Source organism: Arthrobacter sp. ISL-69, from assembly GCF_018613775.1.
Classification (GTDB): domain Bacteria; phylum Actinomycetota; class Actinomycetes; order Actinomycetales; family Micrococcaceae; genus Arthrobacter.
Window position 1 is genome coordinate 47,076 of the sequence record NZ_JAGGPO010000012.1, and the last position, 21,482, is coordinate 68,557.

A 21,482-nucleotide genomic window follows, 5' to 3' on the forward strand; every position below is an offset into this window, starting at 1 on the left:
ATAACCGGGACGCTCTCTCAGCCAGTGAGCGAGCGTCCCGGTTTTTCGTGCGAGAAGTGAGAGAGCGTCCCGGTTTTTCGTGCGAAAAGTGAGAGAGCGTCCGGTAAGGCGGGGAAGAGCTAGCGCGGGCCGCCCTGCCACAGGGCGTCGAACGGGGCGCCGGAGACCATACGGTTGCGGATGCCGGCGGTCACAAACGCCTTCGCCGTGAGGGCAGCCTCGAGCGGGGTCGCGCCCTTGGCCAGTTCGGCCGTTACCGCGGCGGCCAGGGAACAGCCGGCGCCGGAGACGGCCACTTCGCCCACCTTGGGGGCGGACAGGACTTCCAGGGTGTCGCCGTCGTAATAGACGTCGACGGCGCCGGGTCCGGCCAGGCGCACGCCGCCCTTGGCCAGCACCGCGGCGCCGCTCAGCTCATGGATGCGGATGGCCGCGGCCTTGAGGGACTCGACGTCGGTGATCTCCAGTCCGGACAGCGACTCCGCCTCGAAGTGGTTGGGCGTGACAAACGTGGCCAGCGGCAGGATCTGCGTCTTGAGTGCCTGGTCCGTGTCCAGTGCGTGGCCCGGCTCCTGGCCCTTGCAGATCAGCACCGGGTCCAGTACCACGTTGGTGAACCCGCCCGAGGCCAGAGCGGACGAAACGGTCGAAATGGTGGCCGGGCTGCCCAGCATGCCGATCTTCATGGTGTCCAGTACGGACGGCGCACCCGAAGCGGCCCCGTATGCCGCCGCCGTCGCCTCCAGCTGGTCCGCGATGACCTGCTGGTCCACCGGGACAAAGCGGTGGTTCCAGTTGTCGTTCGGGTTGAAGGACACGATGCAGGTCAGGTTGGCGATGCCGAAGACGCCCAGTTCCTGGAACGTCTTCAGGTCGGCCTGCGCTCCGGCACCGCCGGTCGCTTCGGACCCGGCAATGGTGAGGGCAACGGAAGGGTACGTCTCAACAGCGGCAGAAGTCATCCACCCATCCTGCCACCGGGCCCAAACAGGCCGCATTGTGCGTATGACCAATGTGAACAAACCCGGTGGTCCACGCACCCACTCTGCGGTACAGATCCTCCACATGGACCCACGCACAAGACCTGAACGTGTTCAAATTTCTGGTTGATTCCGCCGGCCGGTGCCCGCGCCGCACCCGGTGATGCGAGAATGGAAAACGGTTCCGGCGGAAGCAGTTCGCGGGAGCCTCTCCCAGTGCTAATACAGCCGGCTGCTGCAGCGATCTCCTCGCCGACTTTCCGGGCAGCCGAGCGAACCACTCCGAATGGATCACCCATGACTACCGCCAAGACTTTCCCCGCCCCTGCGGCGCCGAAATTCGCCTCGATCGGTTCCCCCTACTTCGGCATCATGCTGGCCCTCATGGCCGTGGTGCTGATCCTGTCCAACATCGGGGCGTCCAAAGGCGTGGCGATCGGTCCGATCATCACGGACGGCGGCTTCTTCCTCTTCCCGCTGGCCTATATCCTGGGCGATGTCATCAGCGAGGTCTACGGGTTCAAGGTGGCGCGCAAGGCCATCATCACCACGTTCGCCCTGTCCGTGTTCGCCTCCATCTGCTACTGGGTGATCATTGCCCTGCCCGGCTTCGACGACGATTTCGGTACCTCCAAGCAGGCCGCGCTCGAGGGCGCGCTGGGCCCGGTCCCGCAGATTGTGCTGGCCTCACTGCTGGCGTTCCTGGCCGGGCAGACCATCAACTCCTGGATCCTGGTGAAGATGAAGGCGCGCACGGGTGAAAAGTCCCTGTGGGCGCGGATCATGAGCTCCTCGGTGGCCGGCGAATTCGTGGACACACTGATCTTCTGCAGCATTGCGGCGTCGGTCATCGGCATCACGGACTTCGGCACCTTCGTGAACTACGTGCTGGTGGGCTTCCTCTACAAGACCATGGTGGAGTTCCTCTTCGTGCCGCTGACCGCCCTGGCCATCGGCTGGATCAAGAAGCGCGAACCGAGCTACGGGGCGTAAGCGCCTCCCGAATAGGCTGCGGCCCGCTCCGGGTTCCGTCCACCCCGCCCCCGCCGTTTCGACGGTTCCGCGCCCATCCGATGTTTCGCAACGTCTAGCCAGTAGGGAACCGTCGAAATGGAGCTTTCTGTCGGGCCCCGCCTTGGTCCAACGCTCGGAGTAAGCGGTATTTGAACTCTGCCTCGTTGAACAGGTCCTTCCACTCGATCCGGAGGAAGGTCCAACCCTGTTCCATGAGCGCTTTCTCGCGGCGGCGTTCGGCGAACACGACCTCGTTTGTTGGCCGGTAATCGAAGTACTTGGTCTTGCCGTCGAACTCCAAGGCGACCTTCGGCTTAGGCCATGCGAAGTCCAGACGGTGCTCGCCCAACGGTGTTCGCACCAAGAGCTGCAGCTCCGGCGGCGCGACCTTGAGTCTGTGGATTAATTCCCGGGTTAGGCTCTCGCCGGCCGATTCGGAGCGCGGATCGGCTAGCTCGAGTGCCCGGCGCAGAGCCACGACTCCGTTGCGGCCCGCCAACGCGGAGCACTGGACCCGGATCAGTGGCAGGTCAGCCCCCAGACGTGCAGCGTGGTCGACCAGAATCAGGGACTGGCGAACGTTGAACATGAGGCAGCAGTCCACCACCGTCCGCTCCAACGAGGTGCATGGCAGGTTATCCACGAATGACAGTTCGTGGCTGCCCAAGCGCCTCGTATGGGCCGCCACCCCGCGTCCGTGGGAGACCGGGCAGCCCGCTTGAGTCAGGTGGACCGTGTCATCCACGCCCCACAGATGGAGGCGATGCAGGCTGGCACCAGAGGTGTGGCTGTACGCAAAGCCGCCGCTCGACGTCGTGCGCGTTGCGTGCGCATGCGCATAGATCAGTTGGCGTCGACGGGTGGTGGCGTTCAACCCCGTCCACCAGCTTCCGCGCGCGTAGCAGCCGCGGCGCACGCGGATGAGGCTTCCGCCTTGAACCAGATTCGCGATAGAGCGTGAATTCAGACCGCGCTCCAGGAGTTGCTCGGTCCGCCAAAGGTCCTCCGTCGACGGCAAAGCCCGGAAACGTGAGTTCATGTGTCCACCATTGCCTCTGCAGCGACCGAGGCCCAGAGTAAGTCACCCGTATGTGGACACCGCCGTTACGACGGTTCCCTGCCAGCTAGATGTTTCTGGACGTCGAGCGCGCAGGGAACCGTCGAAATGGCGGGCGGGACCGGCCCTAGGGGTAGTAGCGACCCAGAGTCTCGGCCTTGAAGTCGAAGAAGTTGCCGGCTTCGATGGCCAGCCGGGCGTCGTCCACCATCTTCACCACGAAGCGCTCGTTGTGGATGGAGATCAGCGTGGCCGAGACCATCTCCTTGGCCTTGAACAGGTGGTGGATATAGGCCCGGGAGTAGTTCAGGCAGGCATAGCAGTCGCAGCCTTCCTGCAGCGGGCCGAAGTCGCGCTTGTACTTGGCTCCGGAGAGGTTGAACCGCCCGTCGGGGGTGTAGAACGCCGAGTTGCGGGCCACCCGGGTGGGGGAGACGCAGTCGAAGGTGTCCGCGCCGTTCTCGATCGCGGTGAAAATGTCGTCCGGTTCGGAGATGCCCAGCAGGTGCCTCGGCTTGTTCTCGGGCAGCTCCTCGTTGCACCACCGAACGATGGTGCCCAGGTTCTCCTTTTCGAGCGCGCCGCCGATCCCGAAGCCGTCGAAGTTCATGGCGCCCAGGTCCCGGCAGGCCTTGCGGCGCAGGTCCTCGTACTGCGCGCCCTGGATCACGCCGAAGAGCGCCTGGTAGGGCTTGCCCGCCCGCTCGGCGGTAAGCCTGAAGTGCTCGGTGATGCAGCGCTCGGCCCAGCGTCGGGTGCGTTCCAGCGACTCCTCCTGGTAGCCGCGGGAGTTCTGCAGCGTGGTCAGCTCGTCGAAGGCGAACATGATGTCGGCCCCGATCTGGTGCTGGACGTTCATGGAGATCTCGGGGCTGAAGCGGTGCCGGTCGCCGTTGAGGTGGCTCTTGAACCACACGCCTTCCTCGTCCACGTGGGCCAGCCGCTCCTTGCCCGGCGCCACGGCGTCATCCGGGCCGGACGAATCAACCGACTTCATGTCGATGACCTTTTTGAAGCCCGAGCCCAGGCTCATCACCTGAAAGCCGCCGGAGTCCGTGAAGGTGGGCCCGGACCAGTTCATGAAGGCGCCCAGCCCGCCGGCCTCGTCCAGGATGTCAGCCCCCGGCTGGAGGTACAGGTGGTAGGCGTTGGCCAGGACCGCCTGCGCGCCCAGCTCGGCGATGGATTCGGGCAGCACGGACTTCACCGTGGCCTTAGTGCCGACGGCGATGAACGCCGGCGTCCGGATCTCGCCGTGCGGGGTGCTGATGGTGCCGGTGCGGCCCAGGAATTCCCCGCCGTTGGCGGCCACCTGCTCCGGCGTCGGCGAACACGTCTCACTCAGGCGCTTGCCCACGGCGAAGGAAAACTCAGACTGCAGGGCTGCGGCCCCCGGCTCGAACGAGAGCGAAGGTTCAGTATTGGCTGGCACGGTTCAAGTGTGCCAGCTTCCTGTGGCGAAACTTAGCCGGCCGTCAGTGCACGGGGTCCGATGTGGGGTAGTTCTCAGCCCGCCAGCTGTCCCAGCTGCTGCGGATTTCCTCCAGCCGGTGTGCCCCCAGCTCGTAGGTGGACACGATGACCATGGATCCGCCGTCGGGCCTGACCTCGGCGATGGGCGGCTGGTCGGCGACGACCAGCAGGCCATCGCCGTGTTCGGCGTAGCTGTGCACGGTGAGCCCCACCTGGTGGTTGGTGCGGTACCAGACCTTGCCCGAGATCTTCTCGCCGCTGGCGAGGGTCAGCGAGAACGGCTCACCGGGCGCGGGGATATCCCGGAGCCCCAGCTTGTCGATCGCGGAGCCGTCCCCGCCGGGAACCGAAAAGAAGGCCGTGCGGCGCTTGCCGTGCGGGTGGTGTTCCAGGGCGAAGCGGAGCTGCTGGAGGAACGTCAGCCAGCTTTGGGTGATGTCCTCGTCCCAGGCGGCCCACTCGGAATTGTGGTCCAGGGCTGCCCGCGTCACGCTGACCTGGGTGCCGGTGGAAACGGGTTTCAGTGCGAACTCATCCCCGCCGTCCACGGTGAGGCTGGTGTGGTCAGGGCCTTCAACCACGGTGTCCTTGAAATAGATTTCGTTGATTTCGGCGGCCAGGTCCTCGGCCTCCCAGCCGTGCCACTGGGCAACCTTGGCCGGTTCACGCAGCATTGTCCAAACCTGCTGCGCATCGGAATTAATCACAACGCTCAGTTTGTTCGTCATGGGGTGAATCTACAACTCCAGGCGCCGCCGGGGTAGGGCCAAACGGCCAAGGCCTATGGCTCAAGCCCGGACGGATTCCAGTTCGTTGGCGATCCGGCGCTCCAGCTCCTTCAACCCGATGGTTTCCGAGCCGCCGTGCGCCCGCAGGAACATCAGGGCCTCAAGCCGCAGCAGCCGCCATTCGCGTTCGGCGTCCGGGTTCGAGTTGTCGATGGCCCGGAAGATTTCCTTGTCGTACAGGTTGGGTTCGTTGAGGGAGCGCTGCCGGATCTTGGCGTTGATGCGGGACTTGAACGCGTCCGTTTCCATGGCGTCGGGGGCGCGGAGGAGCTTTTCGTACACCTCGGCACGGTCCTCTTTCCCGGTCTGCCGGCAGATGTAGCTGGACAGGGCCAGCGCCGCCTCGACGGACGTCCACCGGCCGGGGTTGCCGTCGAACGGCAGCACGTTGAGCACGTCCGCGACGGCCAGGGCGCCCTCGGCATCCTTGAGGGTGACGAACAGTTCATGGGCCAGGTCGCTGAGGTCCTTGAGACAGCTTCCGGATTTGGTGTTGATGCCCTTGGCCAGCCGGTCGCTCAGCAGCATCACGCCCAGTGCGTCCGGATGTGCTGCCGCGGCGGCCCCAACCACGGACTCCGGCGTTCCCGAGGGCTCCGGGATCAGTGCCAGTTCCTCCTCGCTCGGACCGGCGGCTGCGGCAGTTGCCGGCGTTGTGGCCGGGCGGGGAGGCACGACGACGGCGGGAGCCGCCGGGGCGCCGCTTTCCCCGGCGGAGTCTGCCCGGGCGGCGGGGGGCTCAACGACCTGAAGCGACGTGGCGGCGTCGGACTCTTCGGACACCGTTTCCGCACCGGAACGGGAGCCGTTGGCCTCACCGGTAGAGGCGGAGCCGGGCCCTGCCACCAGGACGGTTGACCCGGCCGCGATGCGCAGGATCCCGCCGCCGGTGAGGGTTGCAAGGACCACGGCCGGTGTGCCGAAATCGTCGTCCTCCACGAGGACGCTCTGGATTTCGGCGGACCGTTCGCCGTCGGGGAGAAGCAGGAGGTGGCCGGTCTGCAGAGAGCCAGCCTGGAGCTCACTGTAGTGCTGGGTGGCTGGGGGGTGGGTCATCGGGAGTCCTTAAGTTCTCTTGCGGTCCGCCCTACAGTCTACTAAGGGGCCCGCGCGAAGTCGGGGACGCCCGGGTTCCTTCGAGCGTCCCCGCAGGTGCCGCAGCACTGTAAGCGGCCCCCAGGCCCGCCGCCAGTGAAAGGCGCTGCGGCGTGCTTAGCTGCCCACTCCAGCGAACGCGAGCGCCTGCCGGACCAGGGCGCCGCGGCCGCCGCTGAATTCCAGCTGCACGTCCGGGCTCAGGACCTCCTCGGGCGTCATCCAGGTGAGCTCGAGGGCATCCTGGCGGGGCTCGCATTCGCCGGTGACCGGGATGATGTACGCCAGGGAAACAGCGTGCTGGCGGTCATCGGTGAATCCAGTGTGGGACGGCGCCGGGAAATACTCGGCAACGGTGAACGGGACCGGGCTGATGGGCAGCTGCGGGAACGCCAGCGGACCCAGGTCCTTTTCCATGTGGCGGAGCAGGGCCGCGCGGATGGTCTCGCGGTAGAGGACGCGGCCGGACACGAGGGAACGGACCATGGTGCCGTCCTCGTCGGCCTGCAGCAGGGTACCGACTTCGTTCACGAACCCCAAGGGATCAAGGCGGACGGGCACGGCTTCCACATAAACCATGGGAAGCCGGCCCCGGGCTTCGAAGAGGTCCTCATCGGACAGCCAGCCGGGATTCGGGTCAGGAGTGCGCACGTTCATGCTTAAGTTCTACCCCATCCGTGCCCGAACCCCGTGCCGCAACTTCACACGGCGAGGACGGATTCGAGTGGTTCCCCTGCCGCGATCCTGACAAGGACGGCCGGTTCGGCGGCTTCGGCGCCGACAAAAGGCCCCTCAGTGCCGGGCTGACAGCCAGAGCGCCGGAGCGTCGGCGCCCACCTCGTCGGGGTTGGCCACGTGCAGTGTCCGCCCGAAGGCCTCTTCCGTCATAGTGACCTGGTGGCCCGCAGCGGCCAGCCGGTCCCGCAGGGCGGACAAGTCGCCGGTGTACTCAAAGCCCAGGCCGGACCGGGCGTTGCCGTTTCCGGGGCGCACCATCAGCACGCCGCCGTTCTTCGCGGTGAAATCCGCGGTTTCGTCGTCATCCGGGACCGGCCGCAGCCGGGCACCCATATTGCGCAGGGTCTGTGCGGCGGCCGCGGCATCCGGAGTGAACCAGACTTCGACGACGGCGAGCGCCGGATCGGCGTCCGGGCTCTGGGTGCTGTGGGCGGCTTTGTCCGCAAAGAAGCTGAAACCGTCCCCGCCAGTGATCCGGCAGGTGTCGCCGTGGTCCGCCGTGGTCAGCTCGGCCGGCGAGGTCCCATCTTCCACTCCGGCCTCGTTCGTGCGCCGGGCGAACTCGGCGAGGTCGCCCACTTCGACGCCGAACGCCGTCGTCCCGTCCCCTGCGGAGCCGGCCTCGGCGGCGTGCAGCGCCAGCCGGCCGGATCCGGCGTCGTACTCCTTCCAGGAGCCGTCATCGACGGTCCGGATCATTCCCAGGTCGGTGAGCAGCCGCTCCCACTGGTCCAGGCGCGAGGTGAAATGGATGGGGCGGACACGCAGCATTGGATCTCCCGGGGTGAAGGCTGACGAAGAATTGTTGGTGACATGGCCATGATGCCACGCCTTGAATGAGGAGTCCCGTGGAGCAGAATGGTGCCATGGCCATTGAACTCGAGGAACTCCTGGTGAAGGATGCCGCCGAATGGCGCACCTGGCTGGAACAGCACCATGCCACCAGCCCGGGCGTGTGGCTGGTGCTGCACAAGAAGGGCGGCAACACCACTGAACTGGACTACGAAGCCGCGTTACAGGAGGCGCTGTGCTTCGGCTGGATCGACGGCCAGGGCAAACGGCGCGACGACGAAAGCTCCTTCCAGCGGATGACCCGCCGCGGGCCCAAGAGTGTCTGGTCGGCACGGAACGTGGACCGCATCGAAAAGCTTGAGGCCGCCGGCAGGATGACTGCGGCGGGCCGCGCCGCCGTCGACGCCGCCAAGGGGGACGGCCGCTGGGAGGCTGCGTACTCCGGACAGGCATCCGCGGAACTGCCGGAGGACCTGGCGGCCGCCATTGCGGCCGAACCGCGGGCGCAGGCCATGTTCGACGTGCTGACGTCGGTGAACCGGTACGCCCTGATTTACCGGACGAATTCGGTCAAGCAGGCAGCCACCCGGGAGCGCAAGATCAAGGGGTTCGTGGAGATGCTGGCACGCGGCGAAACCCCGTACCCGCAGAAGAAGCGCCCCGCGGACTAGCCGGGCCCCGCGCCCGGTGCCCGGGCCCCGGGCCCGGTAGGCGCCCGGCGTCAGTCCTGCCCGTTCGCATCCACCGGGAAGGCCACGGCCTCGCCCACCACACGCAGGCAGAGCTCCATGCCCGGCCGCGCGATGGAGGCGTTCCAGTGCCGGATGGTGATTACTTCGCCGCCGCCGGGAAAACGGTGGTCCGGGATGGCGCCGGCCGCCAGTTCCGGCGGCACGGCCAGCTTGAGGCGCACGGTGGTTTCCGGGCCGAAGTAGTCCGTATCCACCACCACGCCGCGGATGGGGCCGTCCTCGGCGATGCGGATCTGTTCGGGACGCAGCATGAGCTGTACGCGGCCCTGGGCCGGAGGCCTGCGCACCGGTATGCCGCCCAGCGAACAGGTGGCAAGAGAGCCTTCCATCCAGGCGTCCAGGATGACGGCGTCGCCCAGGAATTCCGCGGTGGCGCGGTCTGCGGGGCGTGTGTAGACCACAAACGGGTTGCCGATCTGGGCCAGCCTGCCGCCGCGCATCACGGCCACCTGGTCGGCGAAGGAGAGAGCTTCGGCCTGGTCGTGCGTGACCAGGATGGTGGTCACGCCGGCTTCGTTGAGGACCTTTGCCACTGCGCGGCGGGTGGCCACGCGGAGGCCGGCGTCAAGCGCGGAGAACGGCTCGTCCAGCAGCATGAGCTCCGGTTCGCGGGCCAGGGCGCGGGCCAGCGCCACGCGCTGCTGCTGCCCGCCGGAGAGCTGGTGCGGCCGGCGCTTGGCCATGGACGGGTCGAGGGACACCATTTCCAGGAGTTCGTTGACCCTGGCGGCAACCTCCCGCCGCCCGCCGGACAACTTGCTGGCACTGAGGCCGAAGGAGATGTTCTGGCCCACGGTCAGGTGGGGGAAGAGGGCGCCGTCCTGCGCAACGTAACCCACGTGCCGTTTGTGCGCCGGTACCCAGGAACCGTCGCCGGCCACGGTGGCGCCGTTGAGCGAGATGCTGCCGGTGTCGGGATGTTCGAAGCCGGCGATCAGGCGCAGCAGCGTGGTCTTGCCCGAGCCTGACGGGCCCACGATCGCGGTGGTTCCGCCCTTGGCCACGGACAGGTTGACGCCCTTGAGGACCGCCTGCGAACCGAAGTTCTTGGTGACGGCCTCGATCCCGAGGTGGCTGTTGGTGCTGGGCGCCACGGACGGGGCTATCCGTGGTTCCGGAAACCTGGAGGGGGCATCACGGGAAGTGTAGGAATCGGTCACTGTCCGGCCACTTTCTTGGACTGCTGGAAGAGAAGGTAGGTCATGGGGGCGGAGATCAGGATCATCAGCAGCGCATACGGCGCAGCGCCGGCGTAGTCGATCTCGCTGCTTTTGCTCCAGAACTCGGTGGCGAGGGTGCGCGTCCCGTTCGGGGAGAGCAGCAGCGTCGCCGTGAGTTCGTTGACGATGGCCAGGAACACCAGTGCGGCCCCGCCGGCCGCGGCCGGGGCGGTGAGGCGCAGCGTCACCCGGATGAAGGCCAGCAGCGGCGGCTTCCCTAGCGCCTGCGCGGCCTCGTCGAGTTCCTTGGGGGCCTGCGCCAGCCCGGCGCGGATATTGACCAGCGCCCTGGGAAGGAACAGCAGCACGTAGGCCGCGATGAGCAGCACGGTTGTCTGGTAGAACTCCGGGGCCACCCGGATGCTCACGGTGACAAAGGCCAGGCCCACCACGATGCCCGGCATGGAGCTGGTGACGTAGTTGGACAGCTCCAGTGCCTTGCTGAACCAGCTCGGGTGCCGCACGGCAAGGTACGCCATGGGGAAAGCCACCACGGTTGTAGCCAGGGCCCCGGTCAGTCCGTAGCCTAGGGTCTGCAGCAGTGCGGGGAAGAACTCGTCCGTCGCCCAGATGTCCGCTCCGCCCGCGAAAACCCAGCGGAGCACGAACGTCAGCGGAAGGCCGAAGGCAAGGGCGGTGAGACCGGCCAGGAAGAGCTGCGCCGGGGCCTGGTAGGCATGCAGGGGCAGCCGGAGCGCCCTGGCCTGTGCTCCGGATCCCACCCGTGCGTAGCGGGCGGTGCCCCTGCCGCGCACCTCCACCACCAGCAGGATCAGGCAGAAGAACACCAGCACGCTCGCCAGCATGTTCCCGGCGGTGCCGTTGAACGTGGACTGGTACTGCACCATGATCGCGGTGGTGAAGGTATCGAAACGGATCATCGCAAACGCGCCGTATTCAGCCAGCAGGTGCAGCGCCACCAGCAGGGCGCCGCCGGTCATGGCGATGCGGAGCTGGGGGAGGACCACGCGGAAGAAGGTGCGCCAGGCGCCCAGGCCCAGCGACGCGGCGGACTGCTCGATGGCGGGGTCAAGCCTGCCGAGGGTGGCGGCCGCCGGGATGTACACCAGCGGAAAGTAGGACAGCGTAGCGATCAGGACGCCGGACCACAGGCCGCCCAGGGAAGGTATGGCGGAGACCCAGGCGTAGCTGTTGACGAAGGCGGGGATGGCCAGCGGGGCGGCCAGCAGCACAGCCCACCACTTGTGTCCGCGCAGCCCGGTCCGCTCCACCAGCCAGGCGCCCCCGACGCCCAGCGCCACACACAGCGGCACGGTGATCGCCATCAGCACCAGCGTGTTGAGGAGCAGCTCGCCCACCCGCTCGCGGAAGATGAGTCCGACGGCGGCGTCCCACCCCGTGGCCGCGGTCATCACAACGACGTAGCCCAGCGGGATCAGGGAAAACAGGGCAATGAGGACAGCAATGATGGCTACTGCGGAAACGCCGAAAGGCGGGCGGGAGCGCTTGCCCCTACCCGCCGTCGTCGTGCTTCCGGAAGCTTCCGGTGCCGCTAGGTCAGTTAGCACAGTGTTTCCATTTGGCACCGAGTTACAGGAGTCCTGCCTTGGTCATCAGTTCGGTGACCTTCTCGGAGTTGAGCTTGGCCGGGTCCACGGTCGGCGCCTGCAGTTCCTTGATCGGAACCAGCTTGTCGTTGGCCGGGACCTCGGAGGCAATGGCGTATTCGAAGGAGGTGCCCTTCTGGAGGACTTCCTGGCCCTTCTTGCCGGTGATGAACTTCAGGAACGCCTGGGCAGCCGCAGCGTTCTTGGAGGACTTCAGCACGCCGCCGCCGGAGACGGACACGAACGCGCCTGGATCCTGGTTCTTGAAGAAGTACGGCGTGACGTTCTTGGAGTTTTCGCCGGTCTTGGCCTGGTCGCCGTAGTAGTAGTAGTGGTAGATCAGGGCGGCGTCCACTTCGCCGGCGTTGACGGCCTTCATGGCCGTGCTGTTGCCCTTGTAGGCCTTGAAGTTCTCCTTCATGCCCTTGAGCCATTCGTCGGTGGCGGCTTCGCCCTTGAGCTCAAGCAGTGCCGAAACGATGGCCTGGAAGTCTGCACCGGACGGTGAAGCGGCCCACTTGCCCTTCCACTCCGGCTTGGCCAGGTCCAGCATGGACTTGGGCAGCTTGTCTTCGCTCAGCTTGGCCTTGTCATACACCAGGACGGTGGAGCGGGCGGCAATGCCGGTCCACTTGCCGGTGGAGGGGCGGAAGTCGGCGGGCACCTGGTCAATGGTGGCCTTGTCCACGTCCGCGAACAGTCCGGCGTTCTCAACCTGCGCCATTGCGGGTGAGTTTTCCGTCAGGAACACGTCGGCCGGGGAAGCCGCGCCTTCCTGGATGATCTGGTTGGACATTTCGGTGTCCGAGCCCTGGCGTAGGGTTACCTTGACGCCGGTCTCCGCGGTGAACGCGTCCACCCATTCCTTGGTCAGGCTTTCATGCTGGGCGTTGTAGACCGTGATCTCGCCGGAAGTCTTGCCGTCGGCCGCAGCGGTGCTCGCGGCGGGGGTGGAGCTTCCGGAGCCGCAGGCGGCCAGGCCGAGGGCGGCAGTGGCGGCGAGTGCGATTCCCGCCAGCGCGTTGGTGCGGATCTTCATGGGGGCTTCTTTCTGGAAAAAAGTCTGGTGGACCGGAGTCCGTGTGAGGGGAAGTTAGGGCATGCTCACTGCCAAAACTGTAGGTTAGCCAAACCTAAGGGACCAAGCCGGGGCAGGCTTAAGTGAGTAGAATCACATCAATTACGGAACTTTTACGTGACTTAATTCGTGCGGCCATTCGTACGGGGCGGCGGATCGTGGGGTGCATCCCCAGCGGTTGCGGCGGCCTCCAGTACCATCCACGCCTGCAGCTGGGTGGAAAGTTCGACGGCGGCACCCGCCGGATATGCCCGGCTCGCCGGCGTCTCGGGGAATACCGAAAACACCAGCTGCGCCCCCTGGCGTGCCAGCGGCTCCGCCGGGTCAACGGCGCGGCGGCCCTCCCAGAGCGCCTGTGCCGTTTCGATGACCAGGGCGGCCGCTATGGCCCGCGTCCGGTCGGGAAGCCGTCCGTCCGCTGCGGCCAGCGCAAGGTACCGGGCCAGGATCCCGGTGAACAGGCCGCCGTCGCCCGTTCCGTCGCAGCGGAGCACTGCGGCAGTCCGGCCGGATGCGAGGGTGGCGGGGCGCGTCAGGTGGCGGGCCACGGCGTCCACGAGTCCGGCTGCCCGGTCAAGGTTCGGCTGGCCGCCGAGTTCCAGCAGCGCGCCCAGGACCGGGCCCTGGTTGTACGTGTAGATGGCGGCTTCCAGCACCACTTCGCCGTTGCTGCCGATCCTCAGCCCGTCCTGGTACATGCCGTGGGCGGGGTCGAACAGCTTGGCATGCAGCCAGTCCACCAGGGCCTGGGCTTTGGCCGTGTTCCCGGTCCGGGCGTAGTAGAGCGCCACCGGTGCCGTGGCCGGCGTGTTCTTGAAGTCCCGTTTCGTGCTCCAGAACGTGCCGCCGCCCAGGTCATCCGTGGAGGCCGAATCGAACTGCAGCGTCAGGCTTCTCCGGATCCGTGCGTGCCGGCGGCTGCCCGGCCTGCGCGTCGCCTCCGCGAGCTTCTCCAGGCGGAGGGTGGACAGCGCGAGCCAGGCCATGTCGTCGTAGTAGTTGTTGACGACGGTCAGGAAATTGCGCAGCCGGATGCCGGTGACCAGCCGCGAGGCCAGCTGCCCGGCACTCGGGCGGTTCCCGCCGTCGAACCTGGCTCCCCGGGCGAGCTCGCGGCGTCCGGCGTCCACCAGGCAGTCCACGTAGTGGGCCTGCCACCAGTAGTGCCAGGGGCGGACCAGGTTCTTCAGCCGGCCGGACGGCCGTTCGATCGCCGCGATATGCGTACCCGGGAGGAAGAACAGCCGCTGCCCGAACATCCGGGTCACGGACCGGGCGGCCTCGTCGGCGCGGGCGGACCAGTCGGCAGGTGCGGCGACGTCTGGGGAGGTCATGGTGCCAGCCTAGCCGGGTGCCCTGCCGGGAGGGCCAGCTGCTGTCCGAACGTGCGGTTTGGCCCCATTCCAGTTAACATTCATTAACTAGCGTTACGCCGGGGTTGGGTTCCACATCAAGGAGGATGGATGGACATCAAAGGTACTGTCGCGTTGATTACGGGCGGGGCCTCCGGGCTGGGCGCCGCAACAGCAGGGCGCCTGTTCGACGCCGGGGCTTCGGTGGTGCTGGTGGACCTGCCGTCGTCCCGGGGCGAGGCAGCTGCCGCCGAGCTGAACGCCCGGGCCGCCGAGCTGAACGTGCCGGCCGCCCCGTCCGCAGTCTTCGTCCCGGCGGACGTGACCAGCGAGGACCAGGTGCAGGCCGCCGTCGACGCCGCGGTTGCCCTTGGACCGCTGCGCATTGTGGTGAACTGTGCCGGCATCGCCACCCCCGGGAAGGTGCTGGGCCGCGACGGTGTGCTCCCGCTGGACACCTTCAACCGCGTCATCCAGATCAACCTCGTGGGCACCTTCAACGTGATCCGGCTCGCCGCAGCCGCCATGGCCGCCACCGAGCCCGCCGTGACCGAACTCGGGGGACCGGAGCGCGGCGTTATCATCAACACCGCCTCCGTCGCCGCGTTCGACGGCCAGATCGGCCAGCCCGCCTACGCCGCGTCCAAGGGCGCCGTGGCGGCCATGACCCTGCCGATAGCCCGCGAGCTCGCCCGTTCCCTGATCCGCGTGGTCACCATCGCGCCGGGCATCTTCGAAACGCCCATGATGGCAGGACTGCCCCAGGAGGCCCAGGATTCGCTGGGCCGGCAGGTGCCGCATCCCTCCCGGCTGGGCCGCCCGGCCGAATACGCCAGCCTGGCCGCGCACATCGTGGACAATGCCATGCTCAACGGCGAGACCATCCGCCTCGACGGTGCCATCCGGATGGGACCGAAGTGACGGCGGCGGCGGCCGCTGGGCAGCAGGTCCCGGCTGCGACCTCTGTGGATTCACTGCCCACGGCCGATTTCTTCGGGTTCGAGTCGCTGCTCAGCGAACAGGAACAGCGGAAGCTGGCGGAGCTGAGGGAGTTCCTGGCTGCTGAAATCGCGCCGTTCGCCACCGAGTGGTGGAATAACGCCGAGTTTCCCGCCCACATCCTGCCCAAACTGGCGGCCCTCGAACTCAGCGCCCCCGCCCAGCGCGGTTACAGCCACCTGTTCGCGGGACTGGTGATTGCCGAGATGACGCGGGTGGACACGTCCATCGCCACCTTTTTCCTGGTGCACCACGACCTCTTTGTGGAGTCGCTCTACGGGTTCGGTTCCGAGGAGCAGAAGGCCCGGCTGCTCGACGACGCCGCCAACCTCCGCACTACCGGCGCCTTCGCCCTCACCGAGCCGGAACACGGCTCCGATGTGGCCGGCGGGATGGAAACGCGGGCACGCCGGGTTTCCGGCCTGACCGGGGAAGCCGACGATTACTGGATCCTTAACGGCGCCAAGCGCTGGATCGGCAACGGGACGTTCTGCGACTACATGCTCGTGTGGGCGCGGGACGAGGCCGACGGCGCCATCCGGGGTTTCATCGTGGATGCGGCCCTCCCCGGCGTCAGCCGGAGCCGGATCGAACACAAGATTGCCCTGCGCACGGTGCAGAACGCGGACATCGTCTTCCGGGAGGTGCGGGTGGCGGAGGCTGACCGTTTCGCCGGCATCGGGAGCTTCGAGGACACCAACGAACTGCTCCGCGGGTCCCGGATCATGGTGGCCTGGCAGGCGGTGGGCCAGCAGCTGGCGGCGTTCGACGTCGCCCGGCAGCACGCCGTCGAACGTCAGCAGTTCGGGCGCCCGCTGGCCAAATTCCAGCTCATCCAGCAGCAGCTGGTCACCATGCTGGGCAATGCCGTGGCGAGCATGGGCATGATGGTCCGTATCGCCCAGCTGCAGCAGGACGGTACGGCGGACATGGCGCAGGTGGCGCTGGCGAAGTCGTACACGAGCGCCCGGATGCGCGAAACGGTGGCCATGGGGCGGTCCATGCTGGGCGGCAACGGGATCGTCACGGACTACCGGATCGCGAAGATCTTCGCCGATGCCGAGGCCATCTATACCTATGAAGGCTCGTTCGAGATCAACACCCTGATCGTCGGCCGCGCCGTCACCGGGGTATCCGCGATCGTCTGAGCGCCTTCCGCGGCCGGGACCCGGCGCGAACCCAACCAGCGCGAACTGGCAGCAAATGACCTCAAAACGTGAGTTTGCGGGGATTAGCTGCCAGTTCGCGCTCCGGGTGATGGCCCTAAGTGTCCGTTCGCGCTCAGTCGGCGATCATCGGGTCCTTCTCGCCGGCCTCGATGCGGTAGTCCAGGCTGTTGTTCCTCACGGGCATGGGGCAGGTCCCGTACGGCGTGAAGGCGCTCGGGTAGTTGATGGCGCGGTTGAAGTCCAGGACCACGGAGCCGTCCGGGCGGGGCCGGGCCGTGGACACCTTTCGCCACTCGTCCGTGGAGTCGCCGTTGGTTTCGTCGTGGAACGTGACAGTGAGGGCGCCGAGCTTCTCCTCCTCCGCCTGCAGGTGGAACTCGTGGTCCTTGCCGGGCAGGCGGAAGACCAGGTCGCCGACGGACCGGTGCACGCCGTCCACCAGCGGGTTCGCGGTTCCGATGGGAACGTCCACCGGCTCGGGGTAGGGACGGAAGCTGGCCTCAACCACCAGGTCAGGTCGGTATTCGAAGGTGGGCACGCCGTCGAACTCCGTGAACACCGGCGACTGCGAATCCCGGGTGCGGATGGCGTACCTGTCCGCCCGCATCGCGAGTTCCACCACCACCTGCTTCCCGTCGGCGCCGCCGAACTGCACCCACATGAGCGACTCCTCGTCTGCCAGCGCGGCCGAGATGGTGCCGTCCACGGCTTCGCCGGTTTCCACCAGCGTCAGCCCGTCCGCCGCACCGGCGGTGAGGAACGCCGTCGTGCCGTCCGTTGACCAGAGCCCGGGGACGAGGTCGACGGCGGCGGGCTGGCTTTCCAGCCACTGGAACGACGTGAGCGTCAACCAGCCGTACTCGCCGGCCAGCGCCTTGTTGCGGTTGGCGCGGAAGCGGTTCCAGCGGTCCAGCTGGGCGTCAGGGGCGGTGTTCATGGGTCCTCCAGGGCAATGGCGTACGGCCCACGGTACAACCGCATAAGTTCCCGCAACATTCCGTTCAGTCCGAGACCGCGGCCGCGCCACCGCACTCCGGGTCCATTGCCGCCCGTCAGCCCAGCTGGTAGCGTCAAACACGTTCCAGGCGAACGCGCGAGACAAGGTTGTCTACCCAGCGGACTACGGAAGTGACCGCCATGAAAATAGCTGTCCTCGGCACCGGATTTGCCGGCCGAACGATGGCGGCGGCCCTGGCGAAACTGGGGCACGAAGTGGTGATCGGGACCCGCGATCCCCATGCCACGCTAGCCCGGCAGGACACTGACACCATGGGGACTCCGCCGTTTGCCAAGTGGCGTACCCAGCACGTCGACGTGGCGCTCGCGGCCTACCCCGACGCAGCCGCGGCAGCGGAACTGGTGATCAACCTGACTAACGGCATGGGCTCCCTCGACGCCCTGGCCGCGGCAGGCACGCGGAACCTGGCCGGCAAGATCCTGATGGACATCGCTAATCCGCTCGATCCGTCGCAGGGCTTCCCGCCGTCGCTGAACCCGGTCAACACGGACAGCCTCGGCGAGCAGATCCAGCAGGCTTTCCCGGAGGCCAAGGTGGTGAAGACGCTCAACACCATGAATGCAGGGCTGATGGTCAATCCCGGCCGTGTGGGCGGGGGAGACCACTCCGTGTTTGTCTCGGGCAACGACGCCGACGCGAAAAAAGCCGTGACGTCCCTGCTGCAGAGCCTCGGTCATCAGGACATCATCGACCTCGGCGATATCACCACTGCCCGGGGCCCTGAAATGATGCTGCCGGTCTGGATCCGGCTATGGGGCGCCCTGGGCACGCCCGACTTCAATTTCAAGATCGTCCGCTGAAACAGCGGCCGGGGCATGGACGCAGTCCTCACCGTTCTGGCTTGTCTGGCGCTCATTGCCGGGTTCACCCTGGCCGGGATGTCCGTCCTGAAGCGCGGCGGGAACCCCAAGGGAGCCACGGGAACGCTGGGGAGTGCGCTGGGCATGATCGACCCCGCCACCGGCGCCCCCACCCGTGAGGAGGCGGCGGCTGCCCGCGAAGAGCTGAAGCAGCGGCGGCACGAGTCCACCCAGTCCGGGAAGGGCCCCGACCATAACGAGGCCTACACCGGAAGGATCACCATCCGGGCGGCCCGCCGCCCGGATGCGGCGCCCGGAAAGCCCGATGCGGCGCCCGGAAAGCCCGATGCGGCGCCCGGAAAGCCCGATGCGGCGCCCACTCAAACAGGGGCGGCAGCGGACGTCAAGGGCACGGACACTATCTGAGACAGATTCCCACGCCGCAACGGGGCCGGGTAATATCCATAGGAACAAGTAACCCGGCTCACAGTATCCAGCGCAGTGTACGAGCCAAGTCCGAACCCTCGAAAGATAGTTTCCATGGCTGACACTGCAGTAAATCCAGGCACCCATCTCGCAGGCGCAGACCTCGCCAGCGCCGATCTTGCGTCCGAACTCCGGGCGGATGTCCGGCGCGTCTCTACGCTGCTGGGCGAATCGCTGGTCCGCCAGCACGGCCCCGAGCTCCTTAACCTCGTGGAGCAGGTGCGGCTGCTGACCAAGGAATCCAAGGAAGCTGCCCGCGGGGGCGCGGATGCCACCGGCCCCTGGAGCTCGCACGACGTCGTTGCCCAGGTCCGCGAGCTGCTCGGCTCCCTGCCCATTGACCAGGCCACCGACCTGGTCCGTGCCTTTGCGTTCTACTTCCACCTCGCCAACGCCGCCGAGCAGGTCCACCGGGTCCGCGGGCTGCGGACGCGCCAGGAAAAGGACGGCTGGCTGGCGAAGGCCGTGGAGGAGATCTCCGGCCAGGCCGGCCCGGCCGTGCTTCAGCAAGTGGTCAACGAACTCGACGTCCGCCCCATTTTTACGGCCCACCCCACGGAGGCCTCGCGCCGCTCGGTGCTGGACAAGATCCGCCGGCTTTCCGATGTGCTGGCAGTCTCGACCGAGGAGGGCACCTCGGCCCGCCGCCGCCAGGACCGCCAGCTCGCCGAAGTCATCGACCAGATGTGGCAGACCGACGAACTCCGCCAGGTCCGCCCCACCCCGGTGGATGAGGCCCGCAACGCCATCTACTACCTCAACAGCATCCTCACCGATGCCATGCCCGAAATGCTGTCGGACCTGTCCGAGCTGCTGGGCGAACACGGCGTCACCCTGCCGTCGCAGAAGGCCCCCATCCGCTTCGGTTCCTGGATCGGCGGCGACCGCGACGGCAACCCCAACGTCACCGCAGCCGTCACCCGCGAGATCCTCCAGATCCAGAACCAGCACGCCGTCCGCATCAGCATCGCGATGATCGACGAGCTCATCTCCATCCTCTCCAACTCCACGGCGCTGGCCGGGGCGGACCAGGAACTGCTGGACTCGATCGACGCGGACCTCAAGAACCTTCCGGGCCTGGACCGCCGGGTGCTGGAACTCAACGCCCAGGAGCCCTACCGGCTCAAGCTCACCTGCATCAAGGCCAAGCTCCTCAACACGGCCAAGCGCGTGGCAGCAGGCTCGTCCCACCAGCCGGGCCGCGACTACACGTCCACTGCCGGGCTCCTCGCCGAGCTTGGCCTGCTGGAGGCGTCCCTGCGCAACCACCACGCCGGGCTGGCAGCCGACGGCGCCCTGGCCCGCGTGCGCCGTGCCATCGCCTCCTTCGGCCTGCACCTTGCCACCCTGGACATCCGCGAGCACGCCGACCACCACCACGACGCCGTGGGGCAGCTCATGGACCGCCTCGGCGGCCCCGGTGTGCAGTATTCCGAACTCAGCCGTGCCGAGCGCCTTGAGGTGCTGGGTGCGGAGCTGGGCTCCCGCCGTCCGCTGTCCGGCCACCCGATTAAGCTCGACGGCGTCGCTGACGGCACGTACGACGTCTTCCGTGAGATCCGCCGGGCATTGAAGACCTACGGCCCGGACGTCATCGAGACCTACATCATTTCGATGACCCGCGGAGCCGACGACGTCCTGGCCGCCGCGGTACTGGCCCGCGAGGCGGGCCTCGTCAACCTCTTCGGCGAAGCGCCGTACGCCAAGATCGGCTTTGCCCCCCTGCTGGAAACAGTGGAGGAGCTGCGGGCATCCGCCGAGATCGTCGACCAGCTGCTGTCCGATCCGTCCTACCGGGAACTGGTCCGGCTCCGCGGCGACGTGCAGGAAATTATGCTCGGCTACTCGGACTCCAACAAGGAATCCGGCGTGATGACCAGCCAGTGGGAAATCCACAAGACCCAGCGGAAGCTGCGGGACATCGCGGCCAAGCATGGCGTCCGGGTGCGGCTGTTCCACGGCCGCGGCGGTTCCGTGGGCCGCGGCGGCGGGCCCACCTACGATGCCATCATGGCCCAGCCCAACGGCGTCCTCGAAGGTGAAATCAAGTTCACCGAGCAGGGCGAAGTCATCTCGGACAAGTACTCGTTGCCGGAGCTGGCACGCGAAAACCTCGAGCTTTCGCTCGCGGCCGTGATGCAGGGTTCCGCCCTGCACCGCACCCCGCGCACGTCCGAGGATGAGCGCGAGCGCTACGGCCACGTCATGGAGACCATCTCCGACGCCGCCTTCGCCCGCTACCGCTCGCTGATCGATGACCCGGACCTGCCGGCCTACTTCCTGGCGTCCACTCCGGTGGAACAGCTCGGGTCCCTCAACATTGGCTCGCGTCCGTCCAAGCGCCCGGACTCCGGCGCAGGGCTGGGCGGCCTGCGCGCCATTCCGTGGGTCTTCGGCTGGACCCAGTCGCGGCAGATCGTGCCGGGCTGGTTCGGCGTCGGCTCCGGCCTGAAGGCCGCGCGCGAGGCCGGCAACACGGCACAGCTCGTGGAAATGATGGACCGCTGGCACTTCTTCCGCTCGGTGGTGTCCAACGTGGAAATGACGCTGGCCAAGACGGACATGGACATTGCCGGCTACTACGTCTCCACCCTGGTTCCCGAAGAGCTGCACCACCTGTTCCGGGCCATCCGGGACGAATACAACCTCACCGTCGCGGAGATCCAGAACCTCACCGGCGAGCACGTGCTCCTCGATGCGCAGCCCACCCTGAAGCGGTCCCTGGAGATCCGCGACCAGTACCTGGACCCCATTAGCTACCTGCAGGTGGAACTCATGCGCCGCATCCGCGCCGAGGGTGAGGGCGTAACCAATTCGGAGATCAGCGAGCGCCTCCAGCGGGCCATGCTCATCACCGTCAACGGCGTAGCCGCCGGCCTCCGCAACACGGGATAGCCTCCAGCGTCCAACCACCGACGCTCTCTCACTTCCTGTGTGTTTTCCTCAAACGCTCTCTCACCTGTGAGAGAGCGTTTGAGGTTTGGGCGCAAAAGGTGAGAGAGCGTTTGGGGTTTGGGCGCAAAAGGTGAGAGAGCGTTTGGGTTTTCAGCGCGAAAGGTGAGAGAGCGTTTGGGTTTTGGGCGCAGGAAGTGAGAGAGCGTCC

At 66.9% G+C, this 21,482-nt stretch carries 19 protein-coding genes; 7 read left to right on the plus strand and 12 right to left on the minus strand.

Annotated elements, in window-relative coordinates:
• Positions 1 to 119 precede the first annotated feature (119 nt).
• Entirely contained in the window at positions 120 to 962 is an 843-nt protein-coding gene (locus J7I79_RS08250; protein WP_214952168.1) for a hydroxymethylpyrimidine/phosphomethylpyrimidine kinase, read from the minus strand.
• Positions 963 to 1,277: 315 nt separating this feature from the next.
• Here J7I79_RS08250 and J7I79_RS08255 point away from each other — a divergent pair, with 315 nt between their 5' ends.
• Positions 1,278 to 1,973 carry a queuosine precursor transporter gene (locus tag J7I79_RS08255; RefSeq protein ID WP_214952170.1) on the plus strand — a complete coding sequence of 232 codons (696 nt, stop codon included), beginning with the start codon at positions 1,278 to 1,280 and terminating at the stop codon, positions 1,971 to 1,973.
• 94 nt (positions 1,974 to 2,067) lie between these two features.
• Here J7I79_RS08255 and J7I79_RS08260 read toward each other — a convergent pair whose 3' ends face one another.
• The 6 genes from J7I79_RS08260 to J7I79_RS08285 all read right to left on the minus strand — a co-directional run bounded on the left by J7I79_RS08260 (position 2,068) and on the right by J7I79_RS08285 (position 7,916).
• Positions 2,068 to 3,033: a type IV toxin-antitoxin system AbiEi family antitoxin domain-containing protein gene (locus J7I79_RS08260; protein ID WP_214952172.1), complete on the minus strand. Its 966-nt coding sequence runs from the start codon at positions 3,031 to 3,033 to the stop codon at positions 2,068 to 2,070.
• Between the two features lie 145 nt (positions 3,034 to 3,178).
• The gene (gene tgt / locus J7I79_RS08265; RefSeq protein ID WP_214952174.1) at positions 3,179 to 4,483 is read right to left on the minus strand and encodes a tRNA guanosine(34) transglycosylase Tgt; all 1,305 of its coding nucleotides are present in this window, start codon (positions 4,481 to 4,483) and stop codon (positions 3,179 to 3,181) included.
• A 43-nt stretch (positions 4,484 to 4,526) separates the two neighbouring features.
• Positions 4,527 to 5,252, minus strand: a complete 726-nt coding sequence (locus tag J7I79_RS08270) for an SRPBCC domain-containing protein (RefSeq protein ID WP_214952176.1) — start codon at positions 5,250 to 5,252, stop codon at positions 4,527 to 4,529.
• A gap of 60 nt (positions 5,253 to 5,312) precedes the next feature.
• Positions 5,313 to 6,368: a DUF6707 family protein gene (locus tag J7I79_RS08275; protein ID WP_214952178.1), complete on the minus strand. Its 1,056-nt coding sequence runs from the start codon at positions 6,366 to 6,368 to the stop codon at positions 5,313 to 5,315.
• 156 nt (positions 6,369 to 6,524) lie between these two features.
• The gene (locus tag J7I79_RS08280) at positions 6,525 to 7,064 is read right to left on the minus strand and encodes an NUDIX hydrolase family protein (RefSeq protein ID WP_028271117.1); all 540 of its coding nucleotides are present in this window, start codon (positions 7,062 to 7,064) and stop codon (positions 6,525 to 6,527) included.
• A 135-nt stretch (positions 7,065 to 7,199) separates the two neighbouring features.
• Positions 7,200 to 7,916 (minus strand): VOC family protein, encoded by a 717-nt coding sequence (locus J7I79_RS08285; protein ID WP_214952180.1) that lies wholly within the window; start codon positions 7,914 to 7,916, stop codon positions 7,200 to 7,202.
• 95 nt (positions 7,917 to 8,011) lie between these two features.
• Here J7I79_RS08285 and J7I79_RS08290 point away from each other — a divergent pair, with 95 nt between their 5' ends.
• The gene (locus J7I79_RS08290) at positions 8,012 to 8,608 is read left to right on the plus strand and encodes a YdeI family protein (protein WP_214952182.1); all 597 of its coding nucleotides are present in this window, start codon (positions 8,012 to 8,014) and stop codon (positions 8,606 to 8,608) included.
• 50 nt (positions 8,609 to 8,658) lie between these two features.
• Here J7I79_RS08290 and J7I79_RS08295 read toward each other — a convergent pair whose 3' ends face one another.
• From J7I79_RS08295 to J7I79_RS08310, 4 genes are all read right to left on the minus strand, one after another.
• The gene (locus tag J7I79_RS08295; protein ID WP_214952497.1) at positions 8,659 to 9,795 is read right to left on the minus strand and encodes an ABC transporter ATP-binding protein; all 1,137 of its coding nucleotides are present in this window, start codon (positions 9,793 to 9,795) and stop codon (positions 8,659 to 8,661) included.
• Between the two features lie 50 nt (positions 9,796 to 9,845).
• Positions 9,846 to 11,438, minus strand: a complete 1,593-nt coding sequence (locus tag J7I79_RS08300) for an iron ABC transporter permease (protein WP_214952185.1) — start codon at positions 11,436 to 11,438, stop codon at positions 9,846 to 9,848.
• A gap of 22 nt (positions 11,439 to 11,460) precedes the next feature.
• Positions 11,461 to 12,516, minus strand: coding sequence for an iron ABC transporter substrate-binding protein (locus J7I79_RS08305; RefSeq protein ID WP_214952187.1), 1,056 nt, complete (start codon positions 12,514 to 12,516; stop codon positions 11,461 to 11,463).
• Positions 12,517 to 12,677: 161 nt separating this feature from the next.
• A complete protein-coding gene (locus tag J7I79_RS08310) occupies positions 12,678 to 13,889 on the minus strand; it encodes a glycoside hydrolase family 76 protein (protein WP_214952189.1) in 1,212 nt (403 codons plus the stop codon).
• Between the two features lie 129 nt (positions 13,890 to 14,018).
• Between J7I79_RS08310 and J7I79_RS08315 the strand changes: the two genes are divergently transcribed.
• Together J7I79_RS08315 and J7I79_RS08320 are read left to right on the plus strand one after the other, a co-directional pair.
• Positions 14,019 to 14,828: an SDR family NAD(P)-dependent oxidoreductase gene (locus J7I79_RS08315; RefSeq protein ID WP_214952191.1), complete on the plus strand. Its 810-nt coding sequence runs from the start codon at positions 14,019 to 14,021 to the stop codon at positions 14,826 to 14,828.
• Positions 14,825 to 16,054, plus strand: a complete 1,230-nt coding sequence (locus tag J7I79_RS08320) for an acyl-CoA dehydrogenase family protein (RefSeq protein WP_311380548.1) — start codon at positions 14,825 to 14,827, stop codon at positions 16,052 to 16,054. The genes J7I79_RS08315 and J7I79_RS08320 overlap by 4 nt, the downstream gene beginning before the upstream one ends.
• 133 nt (positions 16,055 to 16,187) lie before the next feature.
• On the opposite strand, the gene J7I79_RS08325 is transcribed toward J7I79_RS08320, so the two are convergent.
• Positions 16,188 to 17,012 (minus strand): DUF1684 domain-containing protein, encoded by an 825-nt coding sequence (locus J7I79_RS08325; protein WP_214952193.1) that lies wholly within the window; start codon positions 17,010 to 17,012, stop codon positions 16,188 to 16,190.
• A gap of 200 nt (positions 17,013 to 17,212) precedes the next feature.
• Here J7I79_RS08325 and J7I79_RS08330 point away from each other — a divergent pair, with 200 nt between their 5' ends.
• The 3 genes from J7I79_RS08330 to ppc all read left to right on the plus strand — a co-directional run bounded on the left by J7I79_RS08330 (position 17,213) and on the right by ppc (position 21,274).
• Entirely contained in the window at positions 17,213 to 17,893 is a 681-nt protein-coding gene (locus J7I79_RS08330; protein ID WP_214952194.1) for an NADPH-dependent F420 reductase, read from the plus strand.
• 15 nt (positions 17,894 to 17,908) lie between these two features.
• A complete protein-coding gene (locus J7I79_RS08335) occupies positions 17,909 to 18,319 on the plus strand; it encodes a hypothetical protein (protein ID WP_214952196.1) in 411 nt (136 codons plus the stop codon).
• 114 nt (positions 18,320 to 18,433) lie between these two features.
• Positions 18,434 to 21,274: a phosphoenolpyruvate carboxylase gene (gene ppc / locus J7I79_RS08340; RefSeq protein WP_214952198.1), complete on the plus strand. Its 2,841-nt coding sequence runs from the start codon at positions 18,434 to 18,436 to the stop codon at positions 21,272 to 21,274.
• Positions 21,275 to 21,482: the final 208 nt, after the last annotated feature.